The sequence below is a fragment of the Anaerocolumna sp. genome (genome assembly GCF_032079385.1).
Lineage (GTDB): Bacteria > Bacillota > Clostridia > Lachnospirales > Lachnospiraceae > Anaerocolumna.
In genome coordinates, this window is the sequence record NZ_DAMAUC010000005.1 from 55,669 (window position 1) to 80,883 (window position 25,215).

The 25,215-nt window shown below is 32.9% G+C and carries 21 protein-coding genes; 5 read left to right on the forward strand and 16 right to left on the reverse strand.

All coding sequences use genetic code 11. The annotated features are described in order from the left end of the window. Window positions 1-244 precede the first annotated feature (244 nt). From RT261_RS05925 to RT261_RS05940, 4 genes are all read right to left on the reverse strand, one after another. Complete coding sequence (locus tag RT261_RS05925; RefSeq protein ID WP_313130607.1) at window positions 245-1,564, reverse strand: sensor histidine kinase; 1,320 nt, start codon at window positions 1,562-1,564, stop codon at window positions 245-247. A gap of 92 nt (window positions 1,565-1,656) precedes the next feature. Continuing rightward, window positions 1,657-2,355, reverse strand: a complete 699-nt coding sequence (locus RT261_RS05930) for a LytR/AlgR family response regulator transcription factor (protein WP_313130609.1) — start codon at window positions 2,353-2,355, stop codon at window positions 1,657-1,659. 281 nt (window positions 2,356-2,636) lie between these two features. Then, window positions 2,637-3,194, reverse strand: a complete 558-nt coding sequence (locus RT261_RS05935) for a rubrerythrin family protein (protein WP_313130611.1) — start codon at window positions 3,192-3,194, stop codon at window positions 2,637-2,639. Window positions 3,195-3,391: 197 nt separating this feature from the next. Beyond that, window positions 3,392-4,246 (reverse strand): S66 family peptidase, encoded by an 855-nt coding sequence (locus RT261_RS05940; protein WP_313130902.1) that lies wholly within the window; start codon window positions 4,244-4,246, stop codon window positions 3,392-3,394. Between the two features lie 431 nt (window positions 4,247-4,677). Here RT261_RS05940 and RT261_RS05945 point away from each other — a divergent pair, with 431 nt between their 5' ends. After that, window positions 4,678-4,959: a DUF503 domain-containing protein gene (locus tag RT261_RS05945; RefSeq protein WP_313130613.1), complete on the forward strand. Its 282-nt coding sequence runs from the start codon at window positions 4,678-4,680 to the stop codon at window positions 4,957-4,959. 371 nt (window positions 4,960-5,330) lie between these two features. Next, complete coding sequence (locus RT261_RS05950) at window positions 5,331-6,722, forward strand: glycoside hydrolase family 19 protein (RefSeq protein WP_313130616.1); 1,392 nt, start codon at window positions 5,331-5,333, stop codon at window positions 6,720-6,722. 529 nt (window positions 6,723-7,251) lie between these two features. On the opposite strand, the gene queA is transcribed toward RT261_RS05950, so the two are convergent. The 7 genes from queA to RT261_RS05985 all read right to left on the reverse strand — a co-directional run bounded on the left by queA (window position 7,252) and on the right by RT261_RS05985 (window position 14,745). Continuing rightward, on the reverse strand, window positions 7,252-8,295 hold the full coding sequence (gene queA, locus RT261_RS05955; protein ID WP_313130618.1) for a tRNA preQ1(34) S-adenosylmethionine ribosyltransferase-isomerase QueA: 1,044 nt from the start codon (window positions 8,293-8,295) through the stop codon (window positions 7,252-7,254). A gap of 64 nt (window positions 8,296-8,359) precedes the next feature. Then, window positions 8,360-9,937: a SpoIID/LytB domain-containing protein gene (locus RT261_RS05960; RefSeq protein ID WP_313130621.1), complete on the reverse strand. Its 1,578-nt coding sequence runs from the start codon at window positions 9,935-9,937 to the stop codon at window positions 8,360-8,362. Between the two features lie 182 nt (window positions 9,938-10,119). Further along, complete coding sequence (locus RT261_RS05965) at window positions 10,120-10,983, reverse strand: tRNA 2-thiocytidine biosynthesis TtcA family protein (protein WP_313130623.1); 864 nt, start codon at window positions 10,981-10,983, stop codon at window positions 10,120-10,122. Window positions 10,984-11,041: 58 nt separating this feature from the next. Then, the gene (locus tag RT261_RS05970; protein ID WP_313130625.1) at window positions 11,042-12,160 is read right to left on the reverse strand and encodes a cysteine desulfurase family protein; all 1,119 of its coding nucleotides are present in this window, start codon (window positions 12,158-12,160) and stop codon (window positions 11,042-11,044) included. A 590-nt stretch (window positions 12,161-12,750) separates the two neighbouring features. Continuing rightward, on the reverse strand, window positions 12,751-13,512 hold the full coding sequence (locus tag RT261_RS05975; protein ID WP_313130628.1) for a hypothetical protein: 762 nt from the start codon (window positions 13,510-13,512) through the stop codon (window positions 12,751-12,753). Between the two features lie 15 nt (window positions 13,513-13,527). Then, window positions 13,528-14,217, reverse strand: coding sequence for an ABC transporter ATP-binding protein (locus tag RT261_RS05980; protein WP_313130630.1), 690 nt, complete (start codon window positions 14,215-14,217; stop codon window positions 13,528-13,530). 162 nt (window positions 14,218-14,379) lie between these two features. Next, entirely contained in the window at window positions 14,380-14,745 is a 366-nt protein-coding gene (locus RT261_RS05985; protein WP_313130633.1) for a GntR family transcriptional regulator, read from the reverse strand. A 498-nt stretch (window positions 14,746-15,243) separates the two neighbouring features. Between RT261_RS05985 and RT261_RS05990 the strand changes: the two genes are divergently transcribed. Continuing rightward, entirely contained in the window at window positions 15,244-15,459 is a 216-nt protein-coding gene (locus RT261_RS05990; RefSeq protein WP_313130634.1) for a PF20097 family protein, read from the forward strand. A gap of 181 nt (window positions 15,460-15,640) precedes the next feature. On the opposite strand, the gene RT261_RS05995 is transcribed toward RT261_RS05990, so the two are convergent. The 4 genes from RT261_RS05995 to argS all read right to left on the reverse strand — a co-directional run bounded on the left by RT261_RS05995 (window position 15,641) and on the right by argS (window position 22,082). Beyond that, a complete protein-coding gene (locus RT261_RS05995; protein ID WP_313130636.1) occupies window positions 15,641-16,222 on the reverse strand; it encodes a Fur family transcriptional regulator in 582 nt (193 codons plus the stop codon). Window positions 16,223-16,388: 166 nt separating this feature from the next. Continuing rightward, window positions 16,389-17,720, reverse strand: a complete 1,332-nt coding sequence (locus tag RT261_RS06000) for an ATP-binding protein (RefSeq protein ID WP_313130638.1) — start codon at window positions 17,718-17,720, stop codon at window positions 16,389-16,391. Window positions 17,721-17,952: 232 nt separating this feature from the next. After that, on the reverse strand, window positions 17,953-20,202 hold the full coding sequence (locus RT261_RS06005) for a methyl-accepting chemotaxis protein (RefSeq protein ID WP_313130640.1): 2,250 nt from the start codon (window positions 20,200-20,202) through the stop codon (window positions 17,953-17,955). Window positions 20,203-20,309: 107 nt separating this feature from the next. Beyond that, entirely contained in the window at window positions 20,310-22,082 is a 1,773-nt protein-coding gene (gene argS, locus RT261_RS06010; protein WP_313130643.1) for an arginine--tRNA ligase, read from the reverse strand. A 348-nt stretch (window positions 22,083-22,430) separates the two neighbouring features. Between argS and RT261_RS06015 the strand changes: the two genes are divergently transcribed. Beyond that, window positions 22,431-22,919: an RNA polymerase sigma factor gene (locus tag RT261_RS06015; RefSeq protein WP_313130645.1), complete on the forward strand. Its 489-nt coding sequence runs from the start codon at window positions 22,431-22,433 to the stop codon at window positions 22,917-22,919. After that, window positions 22,912-23,967 carry a hypothetical protein gene (locus RT261_RS06020; protein ID WP_313130647.1) on the forward strand — a complete coding sequence of 352 codons (1,056 nt, stop codon included), beginning with the start codon at window positions 22,912-22,914 and terminating at the stop codon, window positions 23,965-23,967. The genes RT261_RS06015 and RT261_RS06020 overlap by 8 nt, the downstream gene beginning before the upstream one ends. A gap of 94 nt (window positions 23,968-24,061) precedes the next feature. Here RT261_RS06020 and RT261_RS06025 read toward each other — a convergent pair whose 3' ends face one another. After that, entirely contained in the window at window positions 24,062-25,210 is a 1,149-nt protein-coding gene (locus tag RT261_RS06025) for a GerMN domain-containing protein (RefSeq protein ID WP_313130651.1), read from the reverse strand. Window positions 25,211-25,215: the final 5 nt, after the last annotated feature.

The following is a 25,215-nucleotide window of genomic DNA, read 5'->3' on the forward strand; positions in this document are numbered from 1 at the left end:
GCTTTCTGTTCTTCATTTTTTACCACTACTGCAACGTGTTGTTTTTTTACTATACTAAAACGGTATTAATGAACTTTACACAGAATGTTTTACACCATCAAGTATTTTCCAAAATACATCAATAAAACCATGCATCTTAAACACCTCTCTTTCGTAAAAAAATCTAAGTATATTTTATTTTATACTTAGATTGTTTTCAATATTTCCCCGATGAACGTTAATGTTTTCCCGATAAACGTCATATTTATTCAATTGTTATGTCATAAAACAATATTTCAACAGTAAAATAATCACCATTACACGAATAACTTATATTTCCATTATATCTTTCTACACACTCTTCTACATTAAGACTTCCATAGCCATGCTGACCTTTGTCTTTTTTTGTTGTTAATAATTTATTATTTATAATATTTACCTTTTTAGAAACTGGGTTACTAATATACACAATAATATTATTATCTAATAGTTTAATTTTTATATTTACTATTCTTTTATTATAATCCCCTATTTTTGCAACAGCTTCTATGGCATTTATAAGTAAATTAGAAAATATAGTACATAAATCCATAGATGAAATTCGTAGATTTTCAGGCAACATTCCAGTCCATATAAATTGTATATGATATTCCTTATATCTTTCTAGTAAATCATTTACTATAATATTGATTACTTCATTACCTGTATAAACTTTAAGTCTTAAGTCTTGTATGGTATTCTCCAAGTCAGTAAGATATTTTTTTAATTCATCATATCTTCCCAAGTTGCATAAATATGATAAACAATATATGTGATTACTAATATCATGCCTAAATTTTTTAGTTTTTTCATCTTTTGCTATTAGTGCTTTATAATATTGTTGTTGCTGTAATAATAGCTTTTCTTTCGCTTCCACCATATGCCTATATTGTATTTTATCTGCATTGCCAATAAAAAAAAGTGTACATAATAATATAAATACGATTCCGCTTGTTGTAAAACCAAAGGTGACTAAGTTTCTTACATATGATCCCCTCTTTGTTAATCCATATATCTGAATAGGTGCTATATAAAGTCCACATGCAACTATTCCTAAAATCATCAAAAATATATGCCGGGATTTTAAATATAATCTGATTCTTTCCATATGCAACTCTTTCTTGTGTTTAAACAGGATAATTATAATCAGAAGAGGTACGCTCAATGAATTACTAACAAACCTTAAAGAATAATTATTCATTACTGTATCTGTATTAGCTTTTAAGAGAAAAACTAAACCACCGGCTAATATAATATCAATTACACTAAGTAAAATATGAGAAAGAAGAACACCCCAAAATTTTCTTTGTCCTGAAAGTACTTGATAAAAAACAAAAAGCATAATAAACATAAATAAAAAACTTAATACAGTTTCATTTATTAAACCTATATATGTAATATTAAGTAATAAAAACGTACTGATTAATCCTATAAAATATATATAATACTTTTTATTTGATTTGTAATCTAATATTTTAATTGTAATTAACCCCATTTTTATAAGTTCTAAAAAATAAAGCGCAATCCAATAAACTGCAAAATTCATTCTAACCTCGATTCTGACATTTTAGTGCCTTTAATAACAATATAATTTTTTTACAATTACCCGATTGTTATTTTTCATGAAACTCTTTACTGTTATATTGCTTTTTTTATTATGTAATCTTTCACTGCTACTTTAAAATTAGTACTTTTTCGATAGGATATTGGGATTTTTATATTATTTTTTAGAAAAGCAAAATTATCTTCAATTTTTTTCACATGAGATAAGTTTACTAAATATGATTTATGTGTTTGATAAAATAAGTTCTTGAATTGATTTGCCCAATATTTAAGAGGCTTATTACTTATGTAATATTCATTTGCCATATGTATAGCTGTATTATCTCCAAGAGATTCAATATATATAAAATCTTTTATGTCCACAATTGCTTGTCCATTTTTATGTTCTAATATTATTTTAGTCTTACTAGACAATTCTTTTATAACCTCTTTCAAAGCTTCTTTTAATTGAGCATCGTCTATTGGTTTTAGTAAATAACGGAAAGCCTTTACTTTAAATGCTCTTTGCATATATTCTATTTTACTTGTTAGAAAAATGATATATTTGTTATACCCCTCTTTTCTTAGTAATTCAGCAACCGAAAATCCATCTATATCTGGCATATTAATATCTAAAAATATAATATCCGGATTCTTTAATTCTTGAAGTAATTTTTTCCCATTATTAAATAATGCGATATCATATTCACAATTATTATCATTTAATATAGCTATACATTTTTCTTTTATAATCTCTAATATAATCTCCTCATCATCACAAATTGCTATGCGCATAATACCAAACTCCCTCTATTACTTATTAAGATAAGTATACCATAAACTTGAATATATGGCAATTTATACATAATTTAATTACTATATAAAATGAGAGCACGCTGAATCTTGATTCTACTAATGGTGGAATTACCACTCATAAGTATTTAAGTAGCAAAGAGGAAATATACAAGTTTATACAGCATGTGACTGTTACAATCAAATAATACTAAAAATATAAAAGCTGTACGTCATGTACAGCTTTTATATTTTTGAAAAGTTATTTAAAATGTAATCTGTTATTAAAATTCCTTATAAAGTTCTTTCTTCGCACCACAAACCGGACAATTATCCGGAGCACCATCAAGGATTGTATGTCCACAGATTGGACAGATGTATACGTTTTTAAATTCCATATCCTTGCCTTCTTTGGCTGCCTTTTGAGCTTGAGCAAATAAATCAGCATGAATTTTCTCTGCTTCTAAGGCAAAATGGAAGGATCTTTGAGCCCCTTTTTCATCTTGAAATTCTGCTGCATTTAGGTATACCGGATACATCTGCTCTACTTCATGTAATTCACCATTGATAGCTCCCTGCAGATTATCTACCGTTTTACCGGTACCAAAAACTGCACCGGCTACCACTGTTGCATCTGCCGCAGTCTCTCCACCTATTTCTTTGTAATGATTATTGGCATGTACTTGTTCTGCATAAGCAATGGCTTCGAAAAGCCTTCCAATATTTTTAAATCCTTCTTTTTCAGCCATAGTCGCCCATGTTAAGTACCTCATGTGAGCCATACTCTCTCCGCCATATGCAGAATGTAAATAATCACTAGTCATTGCATTTTTTACCGCCATAATATTACCTCCTTATTATTTATAAATATTTATTTAAAAAACAATGCTACCTATATTATTGTTTTACTATTTGTAGATTATACTATAATTGTACAAAAATGTCATATACAAGTCAAGCTGTTTGGGTTTTTATGTCTGATTATTCAATATATTTCTTTTTCTATCCATATGTGAACTATGCGCATATGAGCAAGGACTTAAAATATATATTTTTTACCAATAACAAGACATTTTGAGTTAGTACCGTGTCCAACTTCCTCTGTCTTCACAATAGGCAGCTTCTCATCACCAACAATGTTAACTACCAGTTCCTCCATGGTGGGCTGCAATTTTTCTTTCTCCATCTTAGTAAAAGTACCTAAAAGTATGCCGTTGATCTTTCGAAAAATGCCCATTTGTTTATATTGATTAAGGTAAGTAGTCATTAATCCTACGTCTCCACTCATACTCTCCAGGAATAATATTTTATCCTCAAAATCAGGCATATATGGAGTTCCTGCCAGTTTCAGAAAACATCTGATATTTCCGCCTACAATAATGCCCACCATTCTCTCCCCTTGTATAAAGGTATAGTCTAAATTATATAAATCATTATTGTCTTGGAATAGTGTATGAACAAATCTTTCTTGCTGTTTTACTTTCTTATCATATATTAGATTTTTTATCTGATACAAATAAGAGGGATGCCCGGTTTGTGAATATAATGCATTAATGATTGTCGTTAAATCACTATATCCAAAAAAGGGCTTATGGTATTTCTTTATAATTTGAAAATCCAAATATGGAAGAATTTCATTAGCAATGTCTCCCCCTGAAATATCAAAGATAGCTTTAATTTCTGGTTCTAAATAAAACTCCATAAGAGCTTTGCCCCTAACCGAAGCTTTTCCGCTAAATACAGAGTATTTTTCGTAAATAAAATCACTGCATAGCGGTATTAATCCAAGACTTTCAATAGTTCTAAGTAATTCATCTGTTTTTGTTTTGCTGGATATTGATAGTGCATTGGAACACCCTACAATACCCACTTTATCTCCCTGCTTTAATAACATTTTCACACCTATTTCCTATCACATTAAATTATATATGTGATATCTTTTTCAATTTAATTTGTCTTCCTTTTATATTATTATATTAAATATGATATACTAAAAACGTAATGAGGGAAATGCAAGCTTGATTGCATTTCTCGAGTAGAGTGCTAAGATCATGAACACGCTTTAACGTTCATGATATAATAAAAACGTAATAAACAAAGCGGCAAGATTATGATCACCCTCTATACCATGATAGAAAATAAGAATATACAAAACAGGATACTCATACATCACACAGCAACCATGTTTGCAAACTCTAAGTTCAGCCTCAAAATCATGAACAAACTTTAGGTTCATGATATACTATTATACATTATTATGTTTAAAAATAGAATAATCGAAAAGAATTATTTGGGAATTAAAGCAAAATAAATTGGAGGAAGCTTATGATTATCGGCAGTGCTAAAATTATTATACACGTACCCTGGGTGCATTCCTTAAAGGAAAAAAGAATGACTGTAAAAAGTCTTTGTGCTAAGGTTTCTAATAAGTTCAATGTATCTATTGCAGAAGTGGAAAATCAGGATATTCATCAAAGCATTGGGCTTGGCTTTGCCTGTGTTACAACAGATTCCAGAGTTGCTGATAGTATGATTGATACTATCTTAAATTTCATAGAGAGTAATACTGAAGGTGAAATTATGCATGTGGAAAGAGAAATATACTAATCAACTTTCCCATTTTAGTTTACAAATATTTTTAATCCCCTGTTCTCATTCTTTTGTCCTAACGGCAGATAAACCGTTAGGATTTCTTTTTTAACATATCAAATCTTCCCCCATGGCCATCAATTTTATATTTCTAAAGTCATTGCAAATATACTGCTTATACTTTTTTCTTTTTTCACCCATTAATATTAATATAGAGTTCTAATAAGGTAATAGTCTTTGTTTTTATTGGTATATTTTGTATTTATTTGTAATTGTTGTGTTCATCTATTGTTTGTCCAAAATATTTATGTTAGTATTTTTATAACATATAAGTGCGTAAATAGCAATTGTAACTATTAACTTTTTTTCTAACGTATAGGAGGGATTTCATGAAATTAAAATTGCAACGAATTCTTTGTTTTTCTTTGTTACTTTTTATCTTTGTTCCTTCACTTTCTATTCATGCGGCAGATTTAACACCTTTAACCAATTCTATGACACTCAGTGAAATGACTGAGCCGCCATATCCTTTTTGGAAAGATTACAAGAATTATTCAGGTGGTACAAAAGTATATTACATAGGTAAAATTTATGAAAACAGGTGGTATGCCAATGCCGGACAAAAACCAGATACTGGTGACCCTTGGGTTTTAGTAGGGGATGCAGAATGGACCGTTCCTGAGAATGAAAAGAATTATCAAAAAGAAGAAGGTTCTGAATCAATAAACAAAATATTGACGGATTCTGAAATCCTTTCCTTATATGGGGGTATTAATCCCGCGTATTCACCTGAAAATGCACTTAACAGACTAAACCAACTTATACAAGAATCAGCGTATAACGAGCTATTTCCATACCGCTTCGGATCACCGGAATGGAAAAACTGTTCTGCAACTCCACAGTACTATCCGGACACTTCAAATATTACGGATTACTATTCTTACAATAACTTAAGAGAAGCCCTAAGAACTTTGGCTAATACCATTGTTAAAGTTCAGTGGTATGAAGGAGCAGATTGGTGTTACCGTATTATTCGTTTGGACAAGACTACAAAAGAGCAAAGGCTGACTTATTCTGATCCGAACTTTGATGCTGAATGGCTTCAAACCAAAACACTTCAAACCAGAATATGTGACTATGGCTCATTTCTGGCTGTAGGTGATATTAATACACAAAAAAGAGAGTTGGCAGGATTTCTGGCGAACATATCCCATGAAACTGGCGGCGGTATCATCGCTGGTGAAGTGGAAAATGATACTTTGACCGGACTCTTCTTTAATGAAGAATTAGGTTTTATCGGTTCAACTGCTATCGGTTATGTACAAAGTACCGGAACAAATTACCTCCCAGTGCCCGGAAAGAGTTACCACGGCCGGGGACCAATTCAATTATCCTATAATTATAATTATGGACTTTGTTCGGATGTTATTTTAGGAGATAGTTCTATACTCTTAAACAACCCTGAGTCACTTACAAGTAATGGTGTATTAGGTTTTATGACCGGCATATGGTTCTGGATGACACCACAACCTCCAAAACCTTCTTGCCACGAAGTAATCACTGGAATCTGGGAACCGAAACCAGGCAGCCCAAATGCACAATATAACGGTAATTTTGGATTAACCATTGTTATAATTAATAATGAATCAGGGCAGTCAGAAAACGGAGCCGGAGCAGTTGCCCGTCGAGCGAGATATTATAGAACCTTTTCTCAAAAGATGAATGCTAATATTCAAGGAGAACAATGTGATACAGTTGGCATGACAACCTTTGTTCAATAACCTTTGTTCAAATATTTGGGGTTGTATCCTTTATTCCGATACCATTCTGTAAATACCGTTCAATAACTTTTATTTAATATTTTAAGGGGGATTATTTTTTGTAAGTTAAAGCTCACAAAAAATAATCCCCTTAGTAATATCATAAATCGTAATTGCAAAACTCTTATGTCATTTTTTAATTCTATTTCTTTTATATACACCAGAAAATTGCGACGACTATATTTAATAGCAAAAATAAGAATATTATAACTACGTTTATTTTTTGAAAGTAGATTGCTATTTCTGTATTTAATGCTACTATAAGCAAGGAAACAAATAAAAATACTATAACTTTCTTTCTCTTCTTCTGATTAATTTATACAGATTCATCTACAAATAAATTAAAACAAAATCAAAAACTTCTAAAATAATATCAATCACTAAAATCTCCTTCCTTAGTGCTAAACAAATCTATAATCAAGTTATATATTTGCATTTCATTTACCAGAGTTTCATATAATTGATTTTCAATCCATTAACATACTTAAAATTATTTATTTCCTGTTCCCGTAGCTATAAACATTGCATCTCCAAAACTAAAAAATCTATATTTCTCTTTTACCGCCTCATCGTATGCATGCAGTACATGTTCTCTTCCTGCTAAGGCAGAAACCAGCATAATTAGTGTAGATTCTGGCAAATGGAAGTTGGTGATTAAGGCATCCAAAACTTTGAATTTATAACCCGGATATATGAATATCTCTGTATTGCCGCTGCCCGGTTTCACCATACCATCTTCTCCCGTTGCAGATTCCACAGTTCTACAGCTTGTAGTTCCTACACAGATGATTCTACCGCCATTCTTCTTAGTATCATTAATCTTCTTCGCTTCTTCTTCCTCAATATGATAGAACTCTGAATGCATATGGTGTTCTTTAATATTCTCCACTTTAACTGGTCTGAAAGTTCCAAGACCTACATGAAGAGTAACATTAGCAATGGTTACACCTTTTGCAGCAATTTTCTCCAGTAATTCTTTTGTAAAATGCAAACCTGCTGTTGGTGCGGCTGCAGAACCTTCATATTTAGCATAAACGGTTTGATAACGGTTCTTATCTTTTAGCTGATGGGTAATATAAGGTGGAAGGGGCATCTGTCCAAGCTTATCCAGGATTTCTTCAAATATCCCTTCATAATAAAACTTTACTAGCCGGTTACCTTCATCTACTACTTTAATGATTTCACCTACAAGTAATCCATCTCCAAAGCTGATGCGGTCTCCTGTCTTTGCTTTTTTTCCTGGCTTTACTAAAGTCTCCCACACGTCATTTTCCTGCCTCTTTAAGAGAAGCAGTTCCACTTTAGCTCCCGTTCCCTCTCTTTCACCAATGAGTCTTGCAGGTATTACTTTCGTATTATTGATAACAAGACAGTCTCCTTCCTTCAGGTAATCAATAATATCTTTGAATACTTTATGTTCTAGTTCCCCTGTTTCTTTATCCAATACCAATAGTCTGGAGCTGGAACGATCCTCCAAGGGGTCCTGTGCAATTAGTTCTTCCGGTAAATAAAAATTAAAATCTTCCTTTGTCATATTGTTCTCCTAATCTGTTCTGGCAATTGATTAAACAAGATTACCATCTATACTCTATATAATATTATCTTACCTCGGTTCCAGTAAAATAGTGTTCCAGGATTTCTTTATAAGTAAACCCCGCATCTGCCATTCCTTTCGCACCGGACTGGCTCATACCTACACCATGTCCATATCCCTGCCCTGCAAAATAAATCATGTTATCATTATTCGGTGTAATTCTTGGAAAGTTAGTTCGATTATCTTCACTTAAAACAATATATTGTTCTAAGGATTGGCTGGCTTTTTTTACCTGACAATTTCCATCGATTACATAACTATTGCTTATTTGTTTTCTTTCACTTCCGGAACTTCCCTGCATAACAACATAATCTGGCTTATCTCCATATTTTATCACTTTAAATTTCGTGCTATATAAGGATAAAGCAGAACGAATGATTTCTGTTTGCAATACCACGTTTTTTTTGGTTCCTTTTATCCTTAATGAATATACTCTTCCTGAGCTGGTACGTATTTCCGGTATTACTTCCAATACACTTCCCACCTGCATTCCTCTATCCAAAAGTTTGGAATATATTTCAGACTTTGAAAGTTTGATTACCCACGGTTTCAGCGCCGGTTCATTTTCATACAAGTCAGGAACACTTCTAAGATAAGGGGAGGTGATACTCCATACATCCTCCACATTTTCCGTACTTCCTCCGCTGGTGGAGGAATAGTAGGTTACCGTTTCTCCCTTTGTTTCATTCACAGCCTGATTGGTTGCTTTCGTTTCCACATCATATCCTTTATATACTTGACTTTTTGTGGTGTCGTCTATTTTATAAGGTTTATCCACATTAGAGTCACTGCGAAATCCGGCTTTTAATATAGCATAACCTCTGGCACAGACTGCCTGTGCTTTTAAGGCTTCTTTGGGCCAACTGCTGCTTACTTCACCAGGTACAACGCCATATAAGTATTCTTCCAGATTCACAATATTTACTGCTGTTAGTGAATTACTTTTATATCTTCCGATTTCAATTCGTCCCCGGTAACGATAGGAATCCAGATCCAGCAGGGGAACGCCGGAAGAATTATAAGTACCGGAAACAAATTGAGGATAGGCCATATGTTTATTTACATCAATAAGAAAGCGGTCTTCCTCTCCCTCCACCAATATGCGGTATTGATTATCCTTCATAATATCTGAATAGGTAAAGCCAAAGCGTCCGGTTACCTTACCAAGCTGTGCTTTCACATTCTCCTTGTCGGTGCCCCCTCCTATGTACACATTCCATGTATTGCGGTACACTATAACCGGATAAGCAATTACATCAAGTTGCTTCATTGATTCTACAACCTGTTTTGCCTGACTGTAACTTTTAAAGTCCTTCTGGATACTAAAATAATAGCCCTGAGCAGATGAATAGGAAAAGCCGGAATTGCTGACCAGATTAATTTCTTCCCGAAATCCGTTATTAACACAATAACCAATTCCAATCCTTTTGCTCTTTATGGTAATTTTACTTCGGTTCTTAAAACGGCTTTCTAATCCTACTCGAATATATTGCTGGTCGGTTGCTGCCTGAACATTGGGAATCATAAACATTCCCAATATAATACAAACCATCAAAATTATTAACTTATTATATTTCTTCAAGCAATCACCTAATTTCTTTCGTATTTCATATATCTTACTTTCTCATTTGGATTTCGTATTTCTTATATTACATATATTCTGTATTTTATTTATTCTGTATTTTATTTATTTTGCATTTCATTTATTTTGTATTTCATTTATTTTGTATTTCTTCCATTTGCATTTCTTTCATTTCCCCATAACTACATATCATCTGCTCCACTACAATCATTTTCATTAACTTGATCATATTCCTCTAAAAAGCTATACATTTTATTTTTCTTCTGGTAACCGATTACCGTATCCAGATTTACGTTATGCATACTTCGGAAGATATTCATGTCTATAATGGAATTGGTCTGACGAAACTTCTTAATCAACTCTTTCATTTCCACACGTTTAGAGCCTCCGCCATTATCACCAAGCACACAGTTTTCTGTAAAACGGCATGCACATTGAATGAATTGCAGATTATTGTATTTCTTCCATGCAATAATATCGGCTTCTTTTACCATGTATAATGGTCTTATTAAATCCATTCCTTGATAGTTGGTGCTATGGAGTTTGGGCATCATACCTTTTACCTGCCCACTATATAACATACTCATTAAAGTAGTTTCTATAACATCATCAAAATGATGACCCAGCGCAATCTTGTTACATCCCAATGCCTGGGCATTCTTATATAGATAACCTCTTCTCATTCTGGCACATAGATAACAAGGTGATTCATCCACCGTTGCTACTATATCGAATATATCGGACTCAAACATCTTTATAGGTATATTTAAAAATTCTGCATTATCCAATATTACCTGTCTGTTGTATGGATTGTAACCTGGATCCATAACCAAATATTCCACCTCAAATTTAAATTTGCCGTGTCTTTGTAATTCCTGCATACATTTTGCAAGCAGCATAGAATCTTTCCCGCCGGAGATACAAACTGCAATTTTATCTCCTTCCTGTATTAGTTGATAATCATTTATTGCAGTTATAAATTTCCTCCAAATCTCTTTTCGGAATCTTTTTATAATACTTCTTTCTACGTCTTTATAATTCTCCATACATATCCTCTTTCTAATAGGTTCCTTCCAATGGTATCAGATACCTGTTAAACAGGTTCTATTTCATTGATGCTAAGCATCTGTCAAATGTATCCATGAATTCTTTAATTTCTTCCCTTGTTGTTAAATGACTAAGGCTGATACGCAAGGTTGACAAGGCCAGCTTTTTATCTTTCGTTATGGCATATACCGGCCTGGATACCGTATTCGGTGCGCAACAAGCGGATTTCGTGGCTACAAATATATTTTCTTTATCTAGTTCTCCCTGCAATTTGTTAGTATTAATGCCATTTATACTAATATTAAGTATAAATGGAGAACCCGCCTCCGGTGTATTGATTTTAACTATGTCATATGCTGTTAAAGCATCTCTTAACCCTTTGTTTAACTCTTTTACATAATCATATCTTTTTTGCATTTCTTCTATAGCAATCGTTAGGGCCTTTTGTGTTGCTGCTGCCAAATTAAGCGTCGGAGTACCGCTTCGGAAGGAGGTGGTACTCAACCCGCCATGGATTAATGGTTCTAACATAATGGATTCTTTCTTTAATAATACACCGCTTCCATTAATTCCATAGAATTTATGAGCCGAGAAAGTCATTAAATCAGCCGGTTCAAATGCTACCGGAATCTTACCAACTGCCTGAGTCGCATCTACATGAAAATAACAGTGTGACTTGGCATGTACAATTTTACTGATTTCTTCTATTGGCTGTATGGTTCCTACTTCACTATCTACATAACAAATGGATACTAATATAGTATCCTCTCTGATTAATTCTTTTAAATGTTCCAAATCTATTTGGCCATTATCTGATATATTTACAAAATCCACTTCGAATCCGCTGTTTTGTAATGCGGCTACCGGCCCTGTAACGGAAGCATGTTCCAAATATGTCGTAATAATATGCTTGCCATATCTGGAGTATCTTCCTGCAATTCCTTTTATAGCCATATTATTGGATTCACTGGCACCGGAAGTATAAATTACTTCATTCTCTTTTGCTCCCAGCAAATCTGCAATCTCTACAGTAGATTGCCTCATACGTTCATTTGCATCAACCCCCGGTTTATGTGGTGAATTGGGATTACCCATATATTTTAAAGATACTTCACAAAATGTGTCCAACACCTTAGGATCCACTGGAGTGTTGGCTGCATAATCTAAATAAATCATAGTAACACCTTTCTAATTTCAACTTATATAATAATGCTGTAAGGTTAAAATAATTACCTAAATCATTTTACTCTATCTAATAAAACAATTCAAGACAATCCTTCATTTCACTGTATCACAATATCATTTAAGGTAATTTTTCATTTAATGAATGTCCCCAATCACTTCACCATCTTTCCACTGAAAAACGGCTCCACCTTATAACGTAAAAAGGACCTGAATGAACTGAACTCCAAACGAAGGTATAATAAACCAACGTTTGGAATTCACTTCATTCAAGTCCTTTTTAATAAAATACTTTAGTTATCTAAGGTATTTAACAATGGGCAGTTTCTTTAATCCGAATTTTTGTAATTCTGATTTTAATCTTTTGTTCTTCTAAGATTTATCATAAGTGCTATTATCACTAACACACGGCCATGTTAAATAAGCTGCTTTTATTTACTTAGCAAGATAATATTTTCTTGATACTTTATCTTTTCCTAACATGATACCAATGAATACTACAAATGATAGAAATAATAAGATGATTTTTTTCATAAGGCACCTACTTTCTGATTTATCATAAAGTTAATTGTTACCAAACTGTATTAAACACTGACTTTCTTCTCCAGCATCCAGGAAGTTCCTACATAGGTAATAATTGTGAAGCCAAGAAGATATAAACTCTCGAGTATATAGTACATGGATAAATTAGTAAAATTATTTATGTCATATACTCTGCCAAGTCCCATATTCACTATTACACCAAATACATAATTTATCCCGATAAATATCAAGAAACTTACCAAGCCCTTTAATTTAAAGTTGGCCAGAAAAGTGCTACTTAATGTAATGGAGAAAAATGCAACTGTGATTGTGCTGATCCAAGCTGTAATAATAACTGCTACTACTGCAATAATATCTTTTAATTGAATATTTAATGAAAATACTTCTTGTAAAAATCTATGAAGCATTTCTGTTATAAGTTCTATCTGATCGTATTTAGCAACTAGAACAGCCATATCTAGAAAGAACACTAAAAAGAAAGCAATACCTGCCAATATAATTTGAATCGCTGCTGCTAAAACCTTGGCACCTACAATACTGTAACTAGTATGAGGTGTTAAAAACAGCATATAACTGCATTTTTGTTTCAAATCATTACTAAAGGTAATAATAGCCTCAAATGCCATAAAAAATAATGCTCCAAAAGTAAATACAGATAAAATTCCCATTGCAGTACCAATCACATCATTTTTATCTGTTACAACACCAAAAAAGAATAACAATTGAATTAAACCTACTAATAAAAGTATAACCATTTTTGAAAAAGCTTGTTTTCTAAATTCATATTTCATTAATTTTAGCATTAACATTTCCCCCTATTACGCATATATTTCTTTGTAAAGTTCTACAATTGATTTTCCATGTTTTACTCTTAATTCTTCTGCTTCACCCATCAAAGCAATATTTCCATTCTTTACAAAGATTGCATTATCAATTATTTTTTCCAACTCATCTACTAAATGGCTGGAAATAAGTAGTGTTACATCCTCTTTAGCTGCTTCTAAGATGGTGGTTACTATCTTATCTCTTGCTATAATATCAATGCCGTTCAGAGGTTCATCTAACATATATAACTCTGCTTTTCTTGCTAAAGTTGCTGCAATTTTTAATTTAGCTGCTAAACCGGAAGATAAGGTCTTTGATTTATCCGTCATATTTAATTCCATACGGTCAATTAATTCTCCATAACGCTTTTCATCGAAATCTTCAAAGAAATCCTTGTAGTATTTACCCACATCCGCCACTGTCATATAGTTATAAAAGAAGGGTTCTGTTGACATGTAGGCAATTCTCTTCTTGGTAGCAGGTCCTATTTGATTTCCTTTATAAGTAATGGTTCCGCTGGTTGGTTTTACTAACCCTGCTGCTATCTTCATAAATGTGGTTTTACCGCTGCCATTTGGTCCAAGCAGTGCATATATTTTGCCCTGATCAATATCAAGGTTAATGCCGTTTACGGCTGTTTTACTGTAATACTTTTTTACTAAATCCTTGCATTGTAATACCATAATTTTACTCTCCTGTCCTATTATAAATTTATTTTATATATAATCCATTAAGAATGAATATAAAGAAAGATTCTTAATGATAATTGCTCCTTTAGTCAGCTGTTTTTATACTGAATACCCCGTTATAAACATTTAATTACTTATTGGAAAAGCCTATACATATTAAAACGATATTGCATCATATTTTACTTCAATTATTTTAATAATTTCTTCCTTTTTAAATCCAAGGTCTTTCATTCCTGCTATAAAATTGTCTATTAAGGTACCTGCCATTTCCTCTCGAATGGATTTTTGTTTTTCTTCATCCATAGTGACATAGGTTCCTAACCCCCTTTTAGTAAAACAAACCTCTTCCCCTTCTAATTCTTTATATATCCGATTAGCAGTATTGGGATTTATCTGATATTTTAATGCCAAGTCTCTGCCGGAAGGAAGTTTTTCTCCCAGCTGAATAACACCCGTCACAATATCTTTTTTAATATCCGCAATGACCTGAATGTAGATTGGAATATTATTATCAAATTCCATGTTCAACCTCCTTTCAAATGTACTTAATCATTAGTGAACTAGTTATATAGTACACTATCATTTTATTGCTGTCAATACTTTATTTTAAAAAACATCGAATAATTTGCTAGTGCATTCTGAAGTTGAAGAAACAATAAAATATAGTTCTCTTGAAAAAAATGAGAATACAATAGGAATCTATAGCTATTAGGTTGATTCGAAATACCTGTTTTTATATTTGCAATTTTAAATTCAACAAAAAGATATATTAATTTTAACGCTCTCCCGCATAAGCTGTGATTTTATGATATACTATTTTAAACCAATATAATTTATGGGTTAACGAGGGAATTACAGATAAAATCCCCATTGTGTGTAACTCTATATGAGACGTTTTATGCTGTTTCTCAATGGTTAGGCAACACAACGCGACGCGACTTAGTATGTTACCTTAACAATAATGCAGGCAATTGTTATACCAGATGATATTACATATAAATAAGTAAAGTAGGTGTTACTATGAAATGTCCGTATTGTACAAATGAAATGGAAGAAGGATACATTCCAAGTGATCGCTATTCTTTAAAATGGATTAGTAAAAAAGAAAAGTCAAAACTTCCATTTTTGAATAAAAGAATAAAACTAAACAGTTTATCGGAAGAGCCTTCTGTGGATGCATTTTATTGTAGTACATGTGAAAAAATTATTATCGATTTAAAAAATAATGGAATTTAAAAGAAGCGAAAGACTCTTTGTAATCTAACTTTCAATAAAAATAGACCTCCTATTGATTATTATATCAAAGAAGGTCTAAATGTAATAAATTCTAGTTAGCATCATTATATTACCTATAAGAAGGATAATCTTACTTTCAAATGGCGTAAGAGTGATACATTATGTACTAATCAATAACTGCTTATTTACAAGTACAAGTTGTAATTTTTTTTGAGTCTTCAGTACTATTTAAGTTCGAGGTTCTACAATGGTATTTGCAATTGGTCTTCGTACAGCAACAATCTTTACATGCCTGTTCGTCACAACTATGCTCAATCCGCTGTTTTTGATTTTTTATTACAATGGATAAATTGGCTAAATTCTGTACCCCTGCCTCTCGTAAAACTTTCTTAAGACTCTCAAACCAATCTCCCTTTTTTAGAATAATGGATTGATTCGTATTCTCATCCACAAATAAAATTTCTTCTTCCGGTGAAGCAGATAAAGTATCATATTCTAAATTATATAATTTATTTCTATTAATGACCCCTAATTCTTCCAGAGTATTTATCATGCGATAAACAGTAGCAATTCCTACAGAAGAATCTTCTTTTACTGCTTTATAATAAATCTCCTTACAACTGGAATATTCGTCTTCCAATATGATATCCAATAATACCCTTCTTTGAGTAGTTATACGAAATCCATTAGCTCTAAGATGTTCCATGATTCTTTCTTTTCTGGAAAGTTTTTGGGATAATGGTATATGTTCTTTCTTATCCACCTATGATCACCTCTTTCTGTTTTGCGAATGGTTATCAATTACCTTATTTTATATATATTAATTTCTTTTGTCAATAACCTATATGCAAAAAAGATGTTATGCAAAAGATAAGAATGCAATTTTTACCTCGTACCAGGTCATATACCGGCTTATATGGAAAAGGGTCTTACTGTTTTATCTGACCTGCTAAGTAATTTATAAATTGCTGGGCGGTTCTTCCCGATTTACCACCATGGCTTAATTCCCATATATTTGCTTTGGCACATAATTCTTCTTCTGTTAACTCCATATTAGGAATTTGTTTTGCAAGTCCTTTCACAATGTCAAAATACTCTTTCTGGGTTGGTGCTGAAAAATTAATGGATATACCGAATCTGGCAACAAGAGATAATTTCTCCTGCATGGTATCAGAACGGTGAAGTTCATCCTTTGACATATCCGAACGGTCACTCCAGGTTTCTCTGATTATATGTCTCCGGTTAGAGGTAGCATATATAAGTACATTGTCCGGTTTGATTTCAAGCCCGCCTTCAATGACTGCTTTTAAATATTTATACTCTATCTCAAATTCCTCAAAAGACAAATCATCCATAAATATAATAAATTTGTAATTCCTGTTCTTAATCTGGGAAATCACCGCCGACAGGTCTTCAAATTGGTGTTTGTAGATTTCAATCATGCGAAGTCCCCTGCTATAATAACCATTCAGTATAGCTTTCACACTGGTAGACTTACCGGTACCACTGTCTCCAAAAAGTAATACATTATTGGCTTTTCTGCCTTCTACAAAGGCTTCTGTATTATCCACCAGTTTTTTCTTTTGAATCTCATAACCAACTAAATCATCCAAATGAATTTCTGACGTATTGGTAATTGGATATATTATCGGTTTATTATCTTTGTGATGAATGCGGAATGCTTTATTTAAGCCGAATTTACCAACGCCATAATCCCTGTAAAAGTCAGTAACGATGTGAAAGATTTCATCTTCGTCTTTTGCCTGTTCAATTTGTGTACTTAACAATCGGACTTTTTCACTTACACTTCTATTGTATCTCTTACCGTTTTTTACAACGGCATGATAATTCTGTATGATGCTAAAACAATTGATCTCTAATTCTTTTTCAATTTCGCTAAAGTTATATTCAAATAATTGTTTAAAGATTTTAAAATCACTTTTTGCAAACTGGTTTACAGACCCCTCTCTTGCTCCTACCTTTTCACAGGTTATGCTGAACGGATTTTCATTGGTAGCCAGTATAAAAGCTAAGTAATTGTGCCAAAGGTTGGTATCAAATCCGTATTCTGTAGCTAATTCTAAGAGCCGGTGAATTTGAACATATATTTGTGAAGTAATTTCTTCTTTATTAACATTAGTAGTACCATACTCTCCATCCGAACTTTTTCTTAATTTCCCAATAATTTCTGCTAAAGAATATAGTATGCTGTTATTTCCTAAATCTCGATAAATTACTAATTTTGATATTTGACGGTTCATTTCATCTTACTCCTTTTGTATGTATAGTAGCTTTATTAATAGGATTGAACTTTAAATCAACTTTAGCAGAATCCCTGATATCTCCACAGAATGCAAAATAGGCCGAAGATAATCTTTTAAACTTGATTTATCTTCGACCTATTATATCATTTTGAAATTTATGAAACAAGTCTATGTGTTCATATACACATAATATGTAACTTCATAATTGTTTACTACCTCTAACCTATCATTATATACGGAAACTATTAATTGCCTCGTTTAGATCCTTCGCATTCTCATTTAATGTTTTCGCTGCTTCATCTAATGCCTTAACTGCATCGGACTGTACATTAACCGTATCATCTACAGAAACGGATGCCGCTAATGTTTCTTCAGAGATAGCAGATATGCTTTCTACGGCACTTAAAGTACCTTCTCTTGCACTATCCATATTCTTCATGTTTTGACCAATTGTAGTTAGGTTGCTGATTAGTTTCTCTACTCCGGTATTCATATCATGGAATGTTTTGATGGTTTCATCTACTATCTGAGTCTGCATATTTACGATATTCTCAGCTTTCTTCGCAGTAGATACGGTATCTTCTGTTTGCTGGCTGATTTCCTGGATTACTTTCTTAATTTCATTAGAAGCCTCCAGAGATTCTTCTGCTAATTTTCTAATTTCATCTGCAACAACTGCAAAGCCCCTTCCCATTTCACCGGCTCTTGCTGCTTCAATGGAAGCATTTAAAGAAAGTAAATTAGTCTGGTCAGCAATACCATTGATTACCTGAATGATCTTGCCAATTGCATGGGATTTATTTTCTAACGCAATTACGTTATCTACAACATATTTGGTAATACCGCTGGTAGCCTCTGACTGTTTTGTCAATTCCTCCATGGTAGTAATACCTTGAGTAATTAATCCTTTCGTTTCATCGGTTACCCTTTCAATTTCAATAATGTTATCATTAACGGTTGTTATCTTTTGTGATAATGCATCCATTTCCAATAAGCAGTTTTGTGAATCATCTGCCTGCCCTGCAATACCACGTCCAATTTCTTCAATGGCGTTGGAGATGTTAGTGCTTGCTACTTCAATAGTTCTGGAAGCATCCACAACATGTTCTGAAGAATTAGAAACAAGACCGCTGACATTTGCTACTTTTTGTATCAGAGCACGGACATTATTAAGCATTTCTGTAATGCTATACCCTAAGGTTGCCAGTTCATCTTTACGTTTTACAGAAACTTGAACTGTTAGGTCACCTTCTGATATTTGTTTTAAGTTATAATTAATTTTCTTAAGACTATTGCTGATACCACCGGACATAAGCATACCAATGGTTACTGCAATAACACAAGCTATAGCTACAATAATCAGGGTAATATTTTTAATATCATTAGCCTGCTTCATAATATTGGCTTTTGGTACCATACTGCAAAGAGTAACTCCTGTATCGCCAATTTTACTATACAAATATAAATAATCCTGTGATTTGTAACCTACATATTCAGAACCAGATGCCTCTTCCTTATTTAAACTATCTTGGAAGAAACTTTTTAAACTAAAACGAAAATCATTTCCATCATACTCTTTACTGCTTGTTACAATTGTCTTGGCTTCATTATTATTATCTTTCTCTATTAGGATTTCCCTACCGTCACCGGTAATGATTCCTACAATACTGCCTTTACCAAGATCAAGATCACTTAAAAAGTTGACTATGCCTTTCATACTAATATCCGTTACAATACTTCCTTGACCAGAAGCTAAATTATGTATTACGGATAATGCATACTTGTCAGGGTTTAAGTCTAATTTACTATCCACCAATGGATGTTCGCCTATCCAATAGCCTTTATTGTCTTTTCTTTTAAGAACTTTACCCTCTTCCGTCTCTATAAATTCTTCATTAAACCCATCCAATATTTTCATTTTACTAGTAAACAAAGGAACTTTACTTGGAGTTATAATGTGGATTTCTTCAATAAAAGGGTCTAGACTGGCTCTGACCATTAAATCATTACTAACTTCCATAACATAGGATAATCTTGCCTGAGATGTAGTTTTGGATAAACCGCGTATATAATATGTAATGTCCGAATTACTTACATATTGTAACGCAACAGAATCTACAGAACTAAAAGCAAATTCCATATATTTAGTTGCCATATTAACGGTATTATCCGTTGCTTGTTCATAATTGGATATTAAACCATCCGATGCTTTTAAATAAGAGAAAACACCTAAAACCATAATACACACAACTGGAATCATAAAACCTGCTACCAGCTTTTGACGGATACCAAAACGTATCTTTTCACCGACTTGCTTGATTTTTTTGTTTTCTTTTTTATATTGTTTTTGCTGCAGTCTTCTTTCTTTTTTCTCCTGCTTTGACAATTTTTCTTTCGGAGTTTTCTCTTTTTTCTTTTCCCAAATCAATTTTTTAGCTTTTACTTTTCTTTCACGTTCTACTTTAGATTTAATCCTCATTTTTTCCCTCCAAAGTTGCTCTTTTGTAATATATTTCTATTATAATCAATATTGGAATCTTTTACAACTATTTTTACAATTTTTTTGTTTTTTCGGCAAAAAAATTGTTACATTCTATCAGGAGCGTCAAATCCTAATAGGTCAATACAGGTTTCTAATATCTCCTCTATAAGCATGATTAAGGCTATCCATGATTGTTGTTTTTCTTTGTTTTCCTCTGCTATGATTTTGTTTTCATGATAAAAACTATTAAATGCATTGGCCAATTCATAAATATATTGACAGATTCTGTGAGGCGCATTATCTTCATAAGCATTCATAATTACATCATTAAATTTGGAAGCTTGCAGCATTAAGCTGTTTTCGCTTTTTATATCAGTAGGAAGTATAGTACTTGCTTCTATTTCGCTTTTTCCAACCAGTTCTTTATATTTTGCAACAATAGATTTAATACGAACTATGGTATATAAAATATATGGGCCGGTATCTCCTTCAAAGGATATGAATCTATCAATGTCAAATACATAATCTTTTGAAGCCTGATTGGATAAATCACCATATTTTAATGCAGCCAAACCAACTTTTCTGGATATACTTTTTGCTTCTTCCTCCGGCATTTCACGATTTTCTAGCATCTTTTGATAAACCGCATCGTTAATTTCGCTAATTAACGTTTCAAGACGCATAATACCGCCATCTCTTGTTTTAAATGGCTTTCCGTCCTTCCCGTTCATGGTTCCGAAGCCCAGAAAGGTAAGTTTCACATTTTCATCCACTAATTTGGTTTTTTTCGCACAACGGAATACTTGTTCAAAATATAATTCCTGTCTTTTATCTACGATATATGTGATAGCATCGGGACGGAATAACTTCATACGCTCTACCATGGTTGCTAAATCGGTAGTGTTATATAAAGTAGCACCGTCTGATTTAAGAATCATACAGGGAGGAATTTCTTTTGTATCTGTTTCTTCTTTAACATCTACCACCAATGCTCCTTCACTGATTCTAGTATAACTATTATCTTTTAGATATTGAATCATGTCAGGTATATAGGGTTGTGCATCACTTTCCTTCTTCCAAAGGTCAAAACTAACATTAAGTTTTTCATAATTTTTCTTTAAATCAGTAACAGAAACATTTAGAATATGATTCCATAAAGCCATATAACCTCTATTACCATTTTGCAATAAGAAGGTCGCATTTTTTGCTTCTTCTTTATACTCCGGATGTGTTTTGGAATATTCATTGGCTGCAGGATATATTTCTTCTAATTCAGATATGGTAAATGGAGCTTCCTCCGGATATTCTCCCGTATAACTTTCATCAAAGTACACCAGCTCCGGTTTTCTTTTCTTTAATTCTGTAATAATAAGTCCCATCTGAAGTCCCCAGTCTCCAAGATGAACATCTCCAATTACATTATGTCCTGCATATCTGCATATTCTTTTAACACTTTCACCAATAACCGCGGAACGAAGATGCCCTACATGGAGAGGTTTTGCTACATTAGGTCCGCCATAATCTATTACAATAGTTTTTGGTTCACTTGTTTTTTCAAGTCCAAACTGTTCTGACCTGTTCATTTCATTCAGATAATCCGCAAAAAATTCACTTTTTACAGAAATATTAATAAAGCCAGGCATAATTGCTTCTATTTTCTCAAAGGTTTTACTGTCTTTTAATACTTCTACTACTTCATTCGCAATCATGATTGGAGCTTTCTTATATGCTTTTGCCGCAGAAAGGGCACCGTTGCATTGATATTGACATAAATCAGGACGGTTGGATAAAGTTACATTTCCATATTGCGAATCATAGCCTTTAGATTCAAACGCCTGCATTAATTCTTCAGAAATTATAGCGATAATTTTTTTCATAGCTTCCTCCAGTTTATATTACTTCATTTTCTCCAAATACTTTATCATAATTGAACATGAATGTAAATACTGTAAACAGCCTAGGCACTGTAACTGTTACATCCAAATCACTTCTTCTATTTGTATTTATATTCAAATCTTCACTTTATAAACTAGTATGAATAGGTATAATAGAATTCATTCAAAAAATATTATACGATTATCAATATACATGTTTGCTAAGCGAAAGTTACTTTTGTATTTAAACATCGCAAAAATAGTACGATAAATAATATTTAAATGAAATTTAATATATATGTAGCATTTTTCTTACATCAGGGGTGTTAATAGTGAAAGGGGGATTGGATTTTGAAATCACAATCATTACGTACGGATGATTGCGCAGAAAATGTTATAAAGTTTTATGCCGATATGGTGTACCGTCTTGCTTTTGCCCGAACAGGAACAAAGTATGATGCGGATGAAGTATTTCAAGAAGTATTCATACGATATTTAAAAAAGCAGCCTGTTTTTGAAAATGAAGAACATCGTAAAGCATGGCTCATCAGAGTTACAATAAACTGTTCAAATAAATTGTGGGGTTCTGTATGGAAAAGAAAAATCGAACCTTTGTCAGAGACCATGCCTTTTGAAACCAAAGACGACATAGATCTTAATAATGAATTGCAGCAATTGCCATTAAAATATCGTGAGGTCATTCACTTATTTTACTATGAAGATATGTCACTTGATGAAATCAGTAAAGTATTAAACCGAAAAAATTCTACAGTTAGGACGCAACTTACCCGCGCAAGAGCATTGCTCAAAAATTTATTAAAGGAGGATTATGATGTTTAAAAGAAAATATAAACATATGATTAATCAAGTTCACCCAAGCGATGAACTACTAAGTGCTGTTTTGAAATCAGCTCATGACAACAGTAAAAAGAAGAATATTATAACTTCATCCTTTTTTAGACCGTTGACAGCCATTACAGCAATTTGTATTTGTATGTTTTTAACCATTCCGGTACTCGCAGCAACGGTAGAACCCGTTTATCAACTTATATATGTAGTATCTCCGAGTATAGCCCAATTCTTTATACCTGTACAAGAATCTGATGAAGATAATGGTATAAAAATGGAGGTGATATCAGCTTATATCCACGACAATGCAGCCGAAATTTATATAACAATGCAGGATTTAACAGAAGACCGTATTGATGACAGTATTGATTTATATGATAGTTGCTCCATAAACCGTCCATTTGGCAGTACTGCTACTTGTCAGGGTGTCGGTTACGACGAAAAGACAAAGACTGCAACGTTTTTGATTTCAATTACTGAATGGGGAAAGCAAAAGATCGCTGGTGACAAAATTACTTTTTCTGTAAAAGGGTTTTTAAGCCATAAAAAGAATTATAGTGACGTTAAGATTCCGGCAGACCTTTCTTTGCTTACTAATAGAGAAAGTACTCAAAAGGTACATACAACAGGAGGTGGCGGAAAAGATTACGAAAAGTATAAGGATGAAGGTGAATTTACTGTTCTTACGCCTTCAGAAGCAATGACGGAATTCCCTGTAGACGGTATTGACCTGACTGCAATGGGTTATATTGATGATAAGCTTCATATACAAATAGCAATTAAGGATCATTTAAAAAATGATAACCATGGTTTTTTCTTTTTAAAAGATAGCAACGGTAATACAGTGGATTATAATTATAGTATATCTTTTTCAAATCACAACGAACAGTCGGATGGAATTGACTATTGTGAATTTGTTTTTGATGTTTCGCAGAAGGAAATTGGTAATTATTCTTTATATGGAAATTTTGTAACTTCCGGTATGATAACAGAGGGAAATTGGAGGGTTACATTTCCTTTGAAACAAGATAATAATTAACAACGATAGATAGCAAGATTGAAGAGGAAGCAAAAAAAACGGAAAGGGGCACTTCTCAGTGCCCCGGTTCCTTAAATGTTCTATCGTTATATCATTATTTTTTTACTTTATCATAATTTACTTTGAACGTTTCACCCTTCTTTAAGAGGATGTGACCGGATTCATAAGGATTCCCATCTATTGTAATATAAACTTCATTAACACCATAGTAATCCCCCAGGGTATTGGTAATAGACTGTAGAATTAGTGCCTCATAGCCTGCTCCGGCATTCATTTCGGATATTAATTCTCTGGAAAAATCAACATTAACAACATTATCCTTACTTAAATAAAGGCTGTTAATCCTGGTGTTAGTGCTTATAAGAGGTCTGTTATCTTCTTTGGTAATATTTTTAACAGCCTCCTCTAACTTTATCCTTGTGATATCATTGGTATTAAAGCTTAACTCCTTATTCTCCACATGGATAACTTCTTCAGCAGTTGGATAATAGATAGAAATTGTTTGTTTAAATGGTGTATTGGCATTGATTTTACCTAAAGTAGAAGTCACCTGATAGTCTTTTCCGTTGTAAACAGTTTTGACTAATCCTACACCGGGAGCATAGTAATCTACCTTTTTCCCACCTTCTTCATCTGTGGTAACTTCCAGGGCTTCATAGTCACCGGATGGAGTAGTAATATCAACTCCCACATTGGAAATATATCTTTTATGATTTCCTGGTATAGTCCATTCGGTACCCTGTTTTAAAGGTTCTTCTAATAAGATCTCAGCTTCACCTTCTGTTTTACCAATGAAGTTTTCCCTGTAATAGGCTTCCTCACGGGATAAGACTTTAGTTAATTCTCCCTTTTCATACTTTAGTACCATAACTACCTCTGTTCCACTATTGCTTTTTCTTAATTGTATGCTATCTTCTTTTACATAGTCTGTATAAACTACATAGGGAGCATATTCATTTCCTTCACCTTCATATACATACTCTGCATCTTCTTTAAATGGGAAATAATCCGCAATGGTTAGCAGGGTTGTAGGTTCTTCCTTTGCATTATCTGTGTTTTCTGTCGGTACATCTGTTGGAGCAGCAGTAACCACTGGTGTAGTTGTGGGTTCCTGATTTATATCTCCTGAATCAGTACCTTTATTATTCTTACATGCAGTCAGAAATAACATGGTGACAATGGTGACAATTATGCCAATATTCAATGTAAATTTCTTTATTTTTGTACCTTTTGCGTGACACATTTGCC